Origin of the sequence: Agromyces seonyuensis (genome assembly GCF_009789225.1) — a bacterium.
GTDB lineage: Bacteria > Actinomycetota > Actinomycetes > Actinomycetales > Microbacteriaceae > Agromyces > Agromyces seonyuensis.
In genome coordinates this window covers 1-13013 of record NZ_WSTA01000043.1, presented here as the reverse complement: position 1 = coordinate 13013, position 13013 = coordinate 1, and the positions used below count along the sequence as shown (strand labels likewise).

The 13013-nt window shown below is 71.9% G+C and carries 10 protein-coding genes; 4 read left to right on the top strand and 6 right to left on the bottom strand.

The window, feature by feature from the left end:
* Positions 1-326 precede the first annotated feature (326 nt).
* Both GB864_RS10460 and GB864_RS10455 read left to right on the top strand, forming a co-directional pair.
* Positions 327-1367, top strand: coding sequence for an aliphatic sulfonate ABC transporter substrate-binding protein (locus tag GB864_RS10460; RefSeq protein WP_160424778.1), 1041 nt, complete (start codon positions 327-329; stop codon positions 1365-1367).
* A gap of 5 nt (positions 1368-1372) precedes the next feature.
* Positions 1373-2293, top strand: a complete 921-nt coding sequence (locus tag GB864_RS10455; protein ID WP_160424776.1) for an ABC transporter permease — start codon at positions 1373-1375, stop codon at positions 2291-2293.
* 19 nt (positions 2294-2312) lie between these two features.
* Here GB864_RS10455 and GB864_RS10450 read toward each other — a convergent pair whose 3' ends face one another.
* From GB864_RS10450 to GB864_RS10435, 4 genes are all read right to left on the bottom strand, one after another.
* The gene (locus GB864_RS10450) at positions 2313-3086 is read right to left on the bottom strand and encodes an SDR family NAD(P)-dependent oxidoreductase (protein WP_160424774.1); all 774 of its coding nucleotides are present in this window, start codon (positions 3084-3086) and stop codon (positions 2313-2315) included.
* 81 nt (positions 3087-3167) lie between these two features.
* Entirely contained in the window at positions 3168-5075 is a 1908-nt protein-coding gene (gene nhaA, locus GB864_RS10445; protein WP_160424772.1) for a Na+/H+ antiporter NhaA, read from the bottom strand.
* Positions 5076-5287: 212 nt separating this feature from the next.
* The gene (locus GB864_RS10440) at positions 5288-5866 is read right to left on the bottom strand and encodes a carboxymuconolactone decarboxylase family protein (RefSeq protein WP_160424771.1); all 579 of its coding nucleotides are present in this window, start codon (positions 5864-5866) and stop codon (positions 5288-5290) included.
* A gap of 167 nt (positions 5867-6033) precedes the next feature.
* Positions 6034-7548 carry an MFS transporter gene (locus GB864_RS10435; protein ID WP_160424769.1) on the bottom strand — a complete coding sequence of 505 codons (1515 nt, stop codon included), beginning with the start codon at positions 7546-7548 and terminating at the stop codon, positions 6034-6036.
* 155 nt (positions 7549-7703) lie between these two features.
* Between GB864_RS10435 and GB864_RS10430 the strand changes: the two genes are divergently transcribed.
* Positions 7704-8324, top strand: coding sequence for a TetR/AcrR family transcriptional regulator (locus GB864_RS10430; RefSeq protein ID WP_160424767.1), 621 nt, complete (start codon positions 7704-7706; stop codon positions 8322-8324).
* Between the two features lie 184 nt (positions 8325-8508).
* Positions 8509-10530: an acetate--CoA ligase gene (gene acs / locus GB864_RS10425; protein WP_160424765.1), complete on the top strand. Its 2022-nt coding sequence runs from the start codon at positions 8509-8511 to the stop codon at positions 10528-10530.
* Positions 10531-10764: 234 nt separating this feature from the next.
* Here the strand turns inward: acs and GB864_RS10420 are convergent, their stop codons facing one another.
* Positions 10765-11034: a DUF6458 family protein gene (locus GB864_RS10420; protein ID WP_160424763.1), complete on the bottom strand. Its 270-nt coding sequence runs from the start codon at positions 11032-11034 to the stop codon at positions 10765-10767.
* 132 nt (positions 11035-11166) lie between these two features.
* A complete protein-coding gene (locus GB864_RS10415) occupies positions 11167-12861 on the bottom strand; it encodes a cation:proton antiporter (RefSeq protein WP_160424761.1) in 1695 nt (564 codons plus the stop codon).
* Between the last annotated feature and the right edge of the window lie 152 nt (positions 12862-13013).

Below are 13013 nucleotides of genomic sequence, written 5' to 3'. Positions count from 1 at the left end.
GCGTGACGCAGGGCCTCGGCGGCCCTGTGAGCGGTAACGGGAACAGGAGAGCCGCGATGCACCCCGAAGCCCAGTAGAGCACGGCGGAACCGGGCCGAATGACCGATCCTCACGGAATGCCCCCGGACTGGGGGCGCTCCCAGTGCGATTCCAGTGCCGACCGGCCCTTCGGCCGCCAGTGTTACCCCCTGTATCGGCCCGAACTGACACCTCGGCCGCCGCTCGGTACCGTCGAGCACCACCGCACCAGAACCGGCAGCAGCAGTCCGGCCGGCTGCGGTCCACCAGCACCGGTCCCCCGACGCATCCGTCCCGAGAGGCATCCCATGTTCCGACGCACCACCCGCATCGCCGCCGTCGCCGCGGCGACCGCCGCCTTCGCGCTCACCCTCACGGGCTGCGTCGCGGGCGAAGGCGCCCCCGCCGCCGAGGCCGACGCCCCCGCGAGCGGCGAGGCCGTCTCGCTCGAAGGCCAGACGCTCTCGATCGACTTCGCGACCTACAACCCGCTCTCCCTCGTCATCAAGGACCAGGGCTGGCTCGAGGACCTCGGCCTCGACGTCACGTGGACCCAGTCCGCGGGCTCCAACAAGGCCAACGAGGCGCTGCGCGCCGGCGCGATCGAGGTCGGCTCCACGGCCGGCTCCGCCGCGCTCCTCGCGCGCTCGAACGGCTCGCCCATCCAGGTCATCGACATCTACTCGCAGCCCGAGTGGTCCGCTCTCGTGACCGTCGACGGCACCGGCGTCGAGTCGGTCGAAGACCTCAAGGGCAAGCAGGTCGCCGCCACCAAGGGCACCGATCCCTACTTCTTCCTCCTCCAGTCGCTCGAAGCCGAGGGCGTCGACCCGAGCGAGATCACCGTGCAGAACCTCCAGCACGCCGACGGCTGGGCCGCCCTCCAGAACGGCTCCGTCGACGCCTGGGCGGGCCTCGACCCGATCATGGCCGGCGCCGAGGAGTCGGGCGCGACGCTCTTCTACCGCAACGTCGACTTCAACTCCTACGGCTTCCTCAACGCCACCGAGGACTTCATCGAGAACAAGCCCGAGGTCGCCCAGGCCGTCGTCGACGCGTACGAGCACGCTCGCGAGTGGGCGCAGGAGAACCCCGAGGAGACCGCGGCGATCCTCGCCGAGGTCGCCGGTCTCGACGAGGCCGTCGCCACCAAGGTCATCACCGAGCGCTCGAACCTCGACGTCTCCGGCATCCCCGGCGACGACCAGGTCGCCGTCCTCGAGAAGATCGGCCCGACCTTCGTCGAGCTCGGCGACGTCGCCTCTCAGGAGCAGGTCGACGACGCGCTCGCCACGATCGTGAACGACGAGTTCGCGACCGCCGCCGACCCGGGCCGCTTCGAGGAGTGACGAACATGACGGATGCCTCGCAGCCCCACCTCTCCACCGGCGCCGCGATCCACGACGGCGACGAGATCCGCGTCGCCGCCAACGGACCGGTGACGTCCGTGGCCGCCGGCCGCGGCGCGGGGCGCGAGGCATCCGTCACCCCGCCGACGGGCGGCGCACCGCGCCGGCTCGTCGACCGGCGCTGGTTCCGCATCCTCGGCGGCGCCCTCATCCCCATCGTCCTGCTCGTCACGTGGCAGGTCGTCTCAACCTCCGGCGCCGTGCCCGTGTCGATGCTGCCGAGCCCCGAGATGGTGTGGCTCGCCTCGGTCGACCTCGCCCAGCGCGGCCTGCTCGGCCTCTACGTCGCGATCTCGACGCAGCGCGTCTTCATCGGCTTCGCGTTCGGCGCCGCCTTCGGCCTCGCGATCGGCGCCGTCGTCGGGCTCTCGAAGCTCGGCGACATCCTGCTCTCCCCCACGCTCGGCGCGATCCGCGCCGTGCCCTCGCTCGCGTGGGTGCCGCTCCTGATCCTGTGGTTCAAGATCGGCGAGGAATCGAAGATCATCCTCATCGCGATCGGCGCGTTCTTCCCCGTCTACACGATCGTCGCCGCGGCGCTGCGGCACGTCGACCGCCAGCTGCTCGAGGCGGGCCGCACCTTCGGCCTCACCGGCCTGCGGCTCTTCACGACCGTGCAGCTGCCCGCCGTCGTGCCCTCGGTGATCTCGGCCCTGCGGCTCGCGCTCGCGCAGGCGTGGCTCTTCCTCGTCGCCGCCGAGCTCATCGCGAGCTCGATGGGCCTCGGCTTCCTGCTCGTCGACTCGGGCAACAACGGCCGCATCGACCGCATCTTCCTCGCGATCATCCTGCTCGCCGTGCTCGGCAAGGTCACTGACGCCCTCGTCGGCGTCTTCGAGAAGTGGGCGATCCGCCGCTGGGCGTGAGCCCTCGAGCGGATGCTCCTCACATCGTCGGGCGCATCCCGCCGTCGATCACGAGCTCGCTGCCGGTGACGTTGCCGAACGCCGGGCTCGCGAGCGCGACGACGACGTTCGCGACTTCGGCGGGCTGCGTGAACCGTCCCGTCGGCATCGCCTGCTCCGCGCCGGCGACGACCGCTGCCGGATCGCCGCCTCCGGCTGAGGAGACCGTGTCGGCCACCCCGCCGGCGCCGATCCAGAGGTCCGTCGCGACGGGACCGGGGCTCACGGCGTTGACGCGGATGCCTCGCGGCCCGAGCTCCTTCGACAGGCTCTTCGTGAACGAGAGCTCCGCGGCCTTCGCGGCGCTGTAATCCATCACGAGCGGGTCGGCGAGCTGCGCGTTCTCGGAGACGACGTTCACGATCGCCGCACCGGCGCCGAGCTTCGGCAGCAGCGCACGCGTGACGCGCACGGCCGAGAACAGGTTCGACGCCATCGTCGTCGCCCAGTCCGCATCGGTGATCGACGCGAAGCCGTCCGGCCGGGCCGGCGCGGTGCCCGCGTTGTTGACGAGCACGTCGACCACGTCGCCCGCAGCCGCCGCGAGCCGCTCCCCGGCGTCCGCGTCGGTCAGGTCGAGCGCGACGAAGCGCACCGAGCCCGCCGCGACGAGCTCCTCGATCCGCGGCGTCGCGCGCCGCGAGACGGCGACCACCCGCGCCCCTTCGGCGACGAACGCCTCGACGATCGCGAGGCCGATGCCCCGCCCCGCGCCCGTGACCAACGCCGTTCGCCCAGCCAGACCGAGTTCCATCCCCGCTTCTCCGTTCCATTCCGTGCTGCCGACGCGGGGCGCGCGCCTCGCTCCGCCCGGGGCGGAATCGTGCGATCCCGATCAGGACGACTCGCGCCCGGGCTCGTCCTCGGCGCCGAGCGCCCGGATCAGCGAGCGGGCGTCGAACGGTCCGTGCAGCCGCTTGCCGTTCACGAAGAGCGTCGGCGTCGAGGTGATGTCCATCGCCTCCGCGTCGAGCACGTCGTCGCGGACGCGGCCGGCGACTTCGGGGCTCATGAGGTCGTGCTCGAAGCGGTCGACGTCGAGGCCGATCTCCGCCGCGCGGTGCATGATGTCGCCCGGCATCTGATGATCCTGGTCGGCGAAGAGCGCTCGCTCCATCTCGAAGAACTTGCCCTGCCGCGCCGCGGCCTCGGCCGCTTCGGACGCGGCGAGCGCGTTCGGATGCACCGACACGAGCGGCGCGTGCCGCCAGACGTAGCGGAGCTGATCGCCGAGCACGTCGTGCACCTCCTGGATGGAGCCGGAGGCCTTGAGGCAGAACGGGCACTGGAAGTCGCCGTACTCGACGATCTCGTAGGGGGCGTCGAGCGATCCGAACACGTGGTCGCGCTTCGGGTCGACCGGGCGCTGGAGGGTCTCGCCGCTCCGCGCCATGGGCGTGCGGGCGTCGGAGATGCGGAAGATGATCGTCGCGACGACGAACGCGATGAGGGAGGCCGCGAGCACGCCGACCCGCGCCTCGTTCTGCACGTTCTCGTCGTCGATCGCGAGGTCGACGATGAAGAGCGAGATCGTGAACCCGATGCCGCAGAGTGCGGCGCCGCCCGCCATCCGGCTGGGTGTCAGCCCCGGCCCGAACTCGCCGACCTTGAACGCGCGCATGAGCCCGCTCGCACCCCAGACGCCGACGAACTTGCCGACGACGAGGCCGATCACGATGCCCCACGTCACGGCGGAGCCGGCCGCACCCGCCAGGATCTCGCCGTTGAGCTTCACCCCGGCGTTCGCGAGCGCGAACAGCGGCAGCACGACGTAGGCGATGTAGGGGTCCCACGCGCTCTGCAGCCGCTCGTTGATCGAGATCGACTCGCGCAGGCTGTTCGCCGCCTGGCGCGCGTACTCGGTGTTCGGCGACTGCCGGAACGTGCGCGCGAGCTCGAGCGCGTGCTCGACGTCGCGCCGATTCGGCCGGTAGACGGGGATGAGCAGCGCGATCGCGACGCCCGCAAGGGTCGGATGCACGCCGGAGGCGAGGAAGCACAGCCAGACGGCGATGGCGAGCGTCGCGTAGACGGGGCCGCGCGAGGTGGGGAGGTAGCGCGTGAAGTAGACCCCCGCGAGCCCGATCGCGGCCAGGAGCAGGGGCAGCGGGTTGAAGTCCTCGGTGTAGACGAACGCGATGATCGACAGTGCCCCGATGTCGTCGACGACGGCGAGTGCGAGCAGGAAGACCCGCAGGCGGCCCGGCACTCTGGGCCCGACGAGCGCGAGTGCGCCGACGAGGAACGCCGTGTCGGTCGAGATCACGATTCCCCAGGCGTGCTCGTAGCCGCTGCCCATCGCGACGAGCACGTAGAGCAGTGCGGGCACGGCGAGCCCGGCGACCGCCGCGAACACCGGCACCATCGCGCGCCGCCAGCTCGTGAGCTCGCCGATCGAGAACTCGCGGCGCACCTCGAGCCCGACCGTGAAGAAGAACAGTGCCATGAGCGCGTCGTTGACCAGCGCGTGCAACGAGAAGTGGAGCTGGAAGTCGGCGACGCCGATGGTCAGCTCGGTCTCCCAGAAGTGGTCGTAGGCGTCGCCGCCGACGTTCGCCCAGATGATCGCGATGACCGTCGCGGCGAGCAGCAGGATCGCGCCCGCCCGGTTGCGACCGAGCCCTTGCACCCAGGCGGCGATCGAGGCGCGCTTCGGTCGTGCGGGGCGCGCTCGGCGCCCGCCGCTCTCGGGCCGCCGTTCCGGCATGGGCAGCGACGAACGGGTCTCCGTGCGGTTCGACATGCGAATCCCTTCGCTCGCGCTGATCCCCTTGAGTGCCCCACGGTAGCCACGCCACGCCCCCGCCGTCCAGGATGCCGGGCGGGATCCGGCGCCCATCCCCGCCCCATCATCTTCCGCGAGTGGGTAGGTGCTGCGGGTGCACGGCGGCCCGGACCCGCAGTACCTACCCACTCGGGAAATGGGGGAGGCAGGGACGGGCGGGGCGGGGCCGGTCAGTCGAGGAGCGGGGAGAGCAGGGCGTCGACGAGGGGTTCGGGGGTGCCCGGGACCTCCTCGACCGGCACCGCGAGCGCGTTGATCGCCCGCGAGAAGAAGTTGCGCACGCCCGCGGCGAGCGCGACGTCGACGATCTGCCGGTCGGTGAAGCCGACGTCGCGGAGGCGCTGCGAATCGACGTCCGTCATCGAGAGCGGGTCGAGCGAGAGCTTCTCGGCGAACGCCATGACGGCGAGGTCGGCGGGCTCGAGGCCGGCGTCGAGGTAGTCGCGGGCGATGCGCTCGAGCTGGCCGTCGTCGTAGTCGCCCATCCGCCGGAGTTTCTCCCCGTGGGCGAGGAGGCAGTGCGGGGAGGGGATCGCCCGCGCGGCGGCGAGGGTCACGAGTTCGTAGGTGCGCTTCCCGATCGAGGGCACGATCGCCCCGATGAGCGCCTCGAACGCGGCGTGGGCCTCCGGGTTCACCGCCATCGCCCGGGTGTGGGCGAACACCATGCCGTGGTGGCGCAGGTCGTCGTCGTACATCTCGCCGACGGCCCCGTCGGCCCCCTCGACCTCCGGCGTCTCGATGATCATGCCGCCCGCCTTCCTCCGGTTCCGGCCGCCCTGCGGGGCCGGCCTCGCCGGTCATCCTGGCATCGCCGACCGCTCGCCGCGAGGCGCCGGCCGTCGACGGACGAGGCGCCGGCCACGGCGGCATCCGGGTTCGGGATGCGATCGGGGCCGGCGCTCGGTTCACCGGGTCAGTGGGCGATCACCGGCTCGGCGGCGGCCGGGGCGTCGTGGGAGAGCGAGAGTCCGTGACCGCGCCGGCGGAACAGCGCGGCCGCGATGACCGCGCCGACGAGGAAGAATCCGGCGCTCCACCAGTACGCGACGTCGTAGCTGTGCAGAGCCGCATCGGCGGCGACGGCCGCGCTCGGCGGGGTGTGGGCCGCGAGGTAATCGGTCGCGGCCGTCGCGGCGAGCGTGTTGAGCAGTGCGGTGCCGATCGAGCCGCCGACCTGCTGGCTCGTGTTCACGGTCGCCGAGGCGACGCCCGCGAACTCGCGGTCGACCCCGAGGGTCGCGGTCTGCATCGAGGCCGGCATGATCGTGCCCATCGCGAAGCCCGCGAGCATAAGCGGGGGCATGATGTCGAGCACGTAGGAGCTGTCGAGGTCGTTGTGCGACATCCAGATCATGGCGGTCGCGCCGAGCAGCATGCCGATCGGCACGAGCACCTTCGGCCCGAATCGCGGCACGAGCAGGTTCGTGCCGAGCTGCGCCGCGAGCACGAGCATCGCGATCATCGGCAGGAACGCGAGACCGGTCTGGATCGGGGTGTAGCCGAGCGAGGCCTGCAGGTAGTACGTGACGAACAGGAAGATGCCGAACATGCCGGCACCGGCGATGAGCACCGAGAGGTACGCCGCGCCGCGGTTGCGGTCGAGCACGATCGGCAGCGGGAGCAGCGGGTGGGATGCTCGGCGCTGCCAGAGCACGAAGACGACGAGCAGGATGCCCGAAGCGGCGAGGAAGCCCCACGTGAGGGGCGAGTCCCAGCCTTCCGTCTCGGCGTTCGAGAAGCCGTAGACGAGGGAGAACAGTGCGGCGGAGACGAGCACGGTGCCGGGGACGTCGAGCTTCGGGCGCGGGCCGGTGCGGTGCACGTTCTGCACGAGGAACATCGCCCCGACGAAGGCGACGGCGGCGATGCCGACGTTGATGTAGAGGTTCCAGCGCCAGTCGAAGTTCTCGGTGAGCACGCCGCCGAGCAGCAGGCCGATCGCGCCGCCCGCGCCGGCGATGGCGCCGAACACGCCGAAGGCGCGGGCGCGCTCCTTCGGCACCGTGAACGTGGTGGTGAGCACGGCGAGTGCGGTCGGGGCGAGCAGCGCGCCGAATGCGCCCTGGACGGCGCGGGCCGCGACGAGCATCTCGAAGGACGCGGCGGCGCCGCCCGCGGCGGAGGCGAGTGCGAAGCCGACGAGTCCGATGAGGAAGGTGCGCTTGCGCCCGATGAGGTCGGAGAGGCGCCCGCCGAGCAGCAGGAGGCTGCCGAAGGCGAGGGAGTAGGCGGTGATCACCCACTGCCGGTCGCCGTCGCTGAAGCCGAGGTCGGCCTGCGCGGCGGGCAGTGCGATGTTCACGACGGTGGAGTCGAGCACGACCATGAGCTGGGCGAGCGCGACGACGCCGAGGGTCCACCAACGGCGCGAGTTCGGGGCGGTGCTCGCCGGCGGAGCGACCACGGGGGTCGATGCGGTGGAAGTCATGACGGGGACTCTATACGGAACTTCCACGTTTCGGAACCCAACAGTTCCAGAACTCACAGGTTCCTGAACTAAGGTGTTCACATACAGCGTTGCACGGGCGCCCCCGCCGGGGAACCCGGGTACGGTCATCCGGACAGCGAAAGGAGTCGGCCGCAATGACGCAGCTCGACACCGCCCCCGCACGACCGGGGCGCAAGCGCGACCACACGCGCGACCCCGAGATCCTCAACGCCGCCCTCGACGTGCTCGCCGAGACCGGCTACGACCGCATGACGGTCGACATGGTCGCCACCCGCGCCAAGGCCGGCAAGGCGACCCTCTACCGCCGCTGGCCCTCCAAGGCCGAACTCGTGATCGACGCCGTCGCCTGCCTCAAGGTCGGCGACCGCGACGCGCCGCTGCCCGACACCGGCTCGCTCCGCGAGGACCTCGTCTCGCAGATCAAGCCGCACTCCATCGACGACGGGCAGCGCAAGCTCCGCATCATGACCGGGCTCGCCTCGATGCTCTCCACCTCGCCCGAGCTCGCCCGCACCGCGAACGAGACCATCGTGCGGCCCCGCATCGAGCGCAACCTCGCCCTCTTCGAACGCGCGGTCGAGCGCGGCGAGATCGAGCCGGGCCTCGACCTCGAACTCATCGCCGGCCTCTCGACGGCGCTCGCGGCGAACCGGATGCTCCTGGAGGGCAAGCCCGTCGACCGCGACTTCCTCGTCGGCGTCATCGACGCGGTCGTCCTGCCCGCCCTCGGCATCCGGGCCGATATCCCGGCCTGACCGCGTCGTCGGCACCGAGCCTCGGCGTTACGGGGCGTGACGGCCGACCGGGCGGGGCGACGGGCGGCGACGTAGCGTCGATGGCATCCAGGATGCTGCGACGACGGGGTCGCGGCGGGCCGACACGGAGCGCACGCGCGTGCGCCTCGCGACGGCCCGACCGACGACGCGAAGGACCCCCGCCATGACGATCGACACGCTCCTCGACGAGCAGCGCCGCTTCCCCGCGCCCGAGGGCTTCGCCGCGCAGGCGAACGCGCATCCCGAGTGGGCCGCCGTTGCGCGCTCGGCCGGTGCGGCGGACCCGGTGGCGTGGTGGACCGAGCAGGCCGAGCGCCTCGACTGGGCCGAGCGCTGGCCCGACGATGCACCGCACACCTGGAGCCCGGCGGCGCCGACCGGCGCGACCGACGCCGAGACCGGCGAGCCCGTGCTCTCGGTGCCCGCGGCGACATGGTTCGCGGGCGGACGGCTGAACGCCGCCGTCAACTGCGTCGACCGCCATGTCGCGGCCGGCCACGGCGACCGGGTCGCGTACCACTGGGAGGGCGAGCCGGGCGATCGGCGCTCCCTCACCTACGCCGAGCTGGAGCGCGAAGTCGCGAAGGCCGCGAACGCCCTCACCGCCCTCGGCGTCGGCGCGGGCGACCGCGTCGTCGTCTACCTGCCCGTGCTGCTCGAGACCGTGATCGTCACGCTCGCGATCGCGCGCATCGGCGCCGTGCACTCCCTCGTCTTCGGCGGCTTCTCGGCCGAGGCCCTCCGCTTCCGCGTCGAGGACACCGGCGCGAAGCTGCTCGTCACGAGCGACGGCCAGTTCCGACGCGGCACGGCGGTGCCGGTCAAGGCGAACGCCGATGCGGCCGTCGCCGGTGTCGAGTCGATCGAGCACGTGCTCGTCGTCCGCCGCACGGGCGACGCGACTCCCGAGATCCCCTGGACCGAAGGCCGCGACGTCTGGTGGCACGAACTCGTGGACGCGCAGCCGAGCATCCACGAGCCCGAGTTCTTCGACGCCGAGACGCCCCTCTTCATCATCTACACGTCGGGCACGACCGGGCGGCCGAAGGGGCTCGTGCACACCACGGGCGGCTACCTCGTGCACGCGGCGACGACGCACTGGCAGGTCTTCGACCCGAAGCCCGAGGACGTCTACTGGTGCACGGCCGACCTCGCGTGGGTGACGGCGCACACCTACGAGCTCTACGGCCCGCTGCTCAACGGCGTCACCTCGCTCATCTACGAGGGCACCCCGAACACCCCGCACCCCGGCCGGCACTTCGAGCTCATCGAGCGCTACGGCGTGACGACCTACTACACGGCGCCCACGCTCATCCGCTCGCTCATGACGTGGTTCCCCGACGGCGTGCCCGCCGAGCACGACCTCGGCACGATCCGCCTGCTCGGCACCGTCGGCGAGGCGATCAACCCCGAGGCGTGGGTGTGGTTCCACCGCGAGATCGGGCAGGGCCGCGCGCCCATCGTCGACACGTGGTGGCAGTCCGAGACCGGCGGCGCGATCATGGCGCCGCTGCCGGGCGTCTCGACGCTCAAGCCGGGCTCCGCGCTGCGTGCACTGCCCGGCCTGGACGCCCGCGTCGTCGACGAGCACGGCGTCGAAGTCGAACGCGGACAGGGCGGCTACCTCGTCGTCGCGGGCACGTGGCCGGGCATGGCCCGCACCGTCTGGGGCGACCCCGAGCGCTACCGCGACTCGTACTGGGCCCGCTACTGGAAGCAGGGCTGGTTCTTCTCGGGCGACGGCGCCCGCTACGACCAGGACGGCGACGTCTGGCTGCTCGGCCGCGTCGACGACGTCATCAACGTGTCGGGCCACCGGCTCTCGACGATCGAGATCGAATCGGCGCTCGTCGCGCACCCCCTCGTCGGCGAGGCCGGCGTGGTCGGGGTGAGCGATGCGACGACCGGCGAGGCGATCGCGGCCTTCGTGGTCGCGCCGAGCACGGGCGCCGCGGATGACTCCGGCGCCGCGCTCCTCGCCGAACTGCGCGCCCACGTCGCGACGGCCATCGGTCCGATCGCGAAGCCGCGCGACATCCACCTCGTGCCCGACCTGCCGAAGACCCGCTCGGGCAAGATCATGCGGCGTCTGCTCGTCGACCTCGCCGAGCGCCGACCGCTCGGCGACACGACGAGCCTGCAGGACGAGACGGTGCCGACGCGCATCGCCGCCCTCATCGGCTGACCGCAAACCGCCGGTCGAGTCGGCGCGCCAGCGCCGTATCGAGACCCCGCGAGGCGCCTCGCCGGGTCTCGATACGCTTCGCTACTCGACCAGCGGGGCAGACGCTTCGCTACTCGACCAGCGGGGCAGGAGCTTCGCTACTCGACCAGCGGGGCAGACGCTTCGCCAGGTCTCGATACGCTTCGCTACTCGACCAGCGAAGAAGTCGCTGCCCGCGTTGCCGACTCCGTCGGCTCAGCGGCCGGGGTGCGTCGGGTCGGCGTCGTCGCGCGCGACGGTGCGCTGCGTGACGCGCTCCCCCGAGGCATCCACGCCGGTGCGCTCGGTGGTGATCGACTGGCGCTTGCGGAGTGCGAAGACGAGGCCGAGAACGAAGACGATCGCACCGGCGCCCATCAGCAGGTAGCCGACGAGGTCGAGGTCGATCCAGCCCGCGTCGATCTCGAGGGCGAACGCGAGGATCGCGCCGACGACGAACAGGAAGATGCCGAAGCCGATGCTCATGGCGGGGGTCCTTTCGGTGAACGTCCTCCGACTCGGTGAACGTCCTCCGACGCTAGGCGGGGCGCGCCGATCGCCCCAGGGCCTTGCAGACGTCATGACGACCCTGCTAATACGCGCGAGGCGGCCGCACCATCAGGTCGCCGAACCGCCCGACAACCGCCCCCGCAGTTCGATCGCGATCTCGTCGGCGTCGAGGTTCTCGAGGGCGCCGGCGAGCACGTCGGCGTCGAAGGTGCCGGTGTCGCGGGCGTCGAGCAAGACCTTGCGCTGCGCGTGGATGACCGCGATCCGGTGCGTCCGCGTCGCACGGAAGCGCTCGTGTCGCGGGGTCTGCTCGTCCACCTCGGGCTCGGGCAACTCCATCGCGGTCTGTCGCAGCAGTTCCATGAGCCGCCGGAGCTCGGCGGCATCCTGGGCCTCGATCGCCTCGGTGTCGACCTTCGGCGCGAGGCGGGAGATCAGCCAGCCGAGGGTGCCGCCCTGCAGCACGAGCGAGAGCACGGCGACCGCGAAGGCGATGAGCACGAGCACGGAACGCATGGGGGTGTTCTCCGGCAGCGTCTGCGCCGCCGCGACCGTGACGGCGCCGCGCATGCCGGCCCAGACGATGACGGTGCCGTCGCGCCAACCGAGCGGCGCCCGTTTGAAGTACTCGATGTCCGCGAGTCCCTGGGTGACGCGGCGGGCGAATCGGTCGAGATCGCCGCTGCGCCCGCCGCCGCGACCGGGACCGCGGCGCTCCTGCATCCGCTCCAGCGTCTCCTGCTGGCCCTCCGGGGTCGCGAGCTTGTCCTGGAAGCCCTCGAGCCGCTCCTGCATGCGAGCGCTGCGCTCCGACCGGCGTTTCAGCGACCGCACGAGCGGGGCGACCCACGCGGCCCGCACGAGCACCGTGAGCACGAAGGCGCCCGCGGCGATGAGCACGGCCGTGCCGACGCCCGCGTGGTCGCGCTGCACGTCGAGCACGACGGCGGTGAGTTCGAGGCCCATCGTGAGGAAGACGAAGCCCTCCAGCACGAGTTCGATCGTGCGCCACACCTGCTCGTCCGACATGCGGTGCTGCGGCGAGAGCTCGCGCGGCGCCCGGATCCCCGTCACGAGTCCGGCGACGACCGCGGCCACGAGGCCCGAGGCGCCGAGCGCCTCCGCGGGCACCGAGGCGACGAAGGGCACGACGATGGAGATGACGGTGTTGACGGTCGGGTCGCTCACCCGCGAGCGGATCGCGAGGTTGACGGCGCCGACGACCCCGCCGATCACGACGGCGACGACGACGGAGTAGGCGAACGTGCCGACCGCGCCCCAGAACGAGAAGGCCGCCGCGGCCGAGACGATCGCCGTGCGCAGCAGCACGAGCGCCGTGGCGTCGTTGAGCAGGCTCTCGCCCTCGAGGATCGCGACGACGCGTTTCGAGGCCGGCGACCGTTTGACGATGCCGGTCGCGACCGCGTCGGTCGGGCTGATGATGGCGCCGAGCGCCGCGCCCCACGCGAACCCGATGTCGGGCAGCACGAGCTGGAAGAACAGGCCGAGCACGAGGGAGCTCACGACGACGAGCGAGACCGACAGCCCGCTGATCGCGACGAACTCGCGCCGGAAGTTCATCGCGGGCATCGAGACGGCCGCCGAGTAGAGCAGCGGCGGCAGCACGCCTTCGAGAATCAGCTCGGGGTCGATCTCGAAGTCGGCGAACATCGGCAGGAAGCTCGCGGCGAAGCCGATGGCGACGAGCACGAGGGGCGCGGCGACCCGGATGCGCGGCCCGATCGAGGCCGCCGCGGCGACGATGAGCAGCCCGGCGACCAGCACGACGAGCGTCTCGGTCATCCGCCCAGGATGTCAGTTCCGCACCCGGCCGCCCAAGACCCCCGCTCGTCCGCGCGTCATCCCGGCTCCCGCACGCCTCGGGCGGTCGGCCGCGTCGGGCGGTCAGCCGCGGCGGTGCGCGCCGCGCCCGGTGCGCCCGCCGAGCGCGTCGG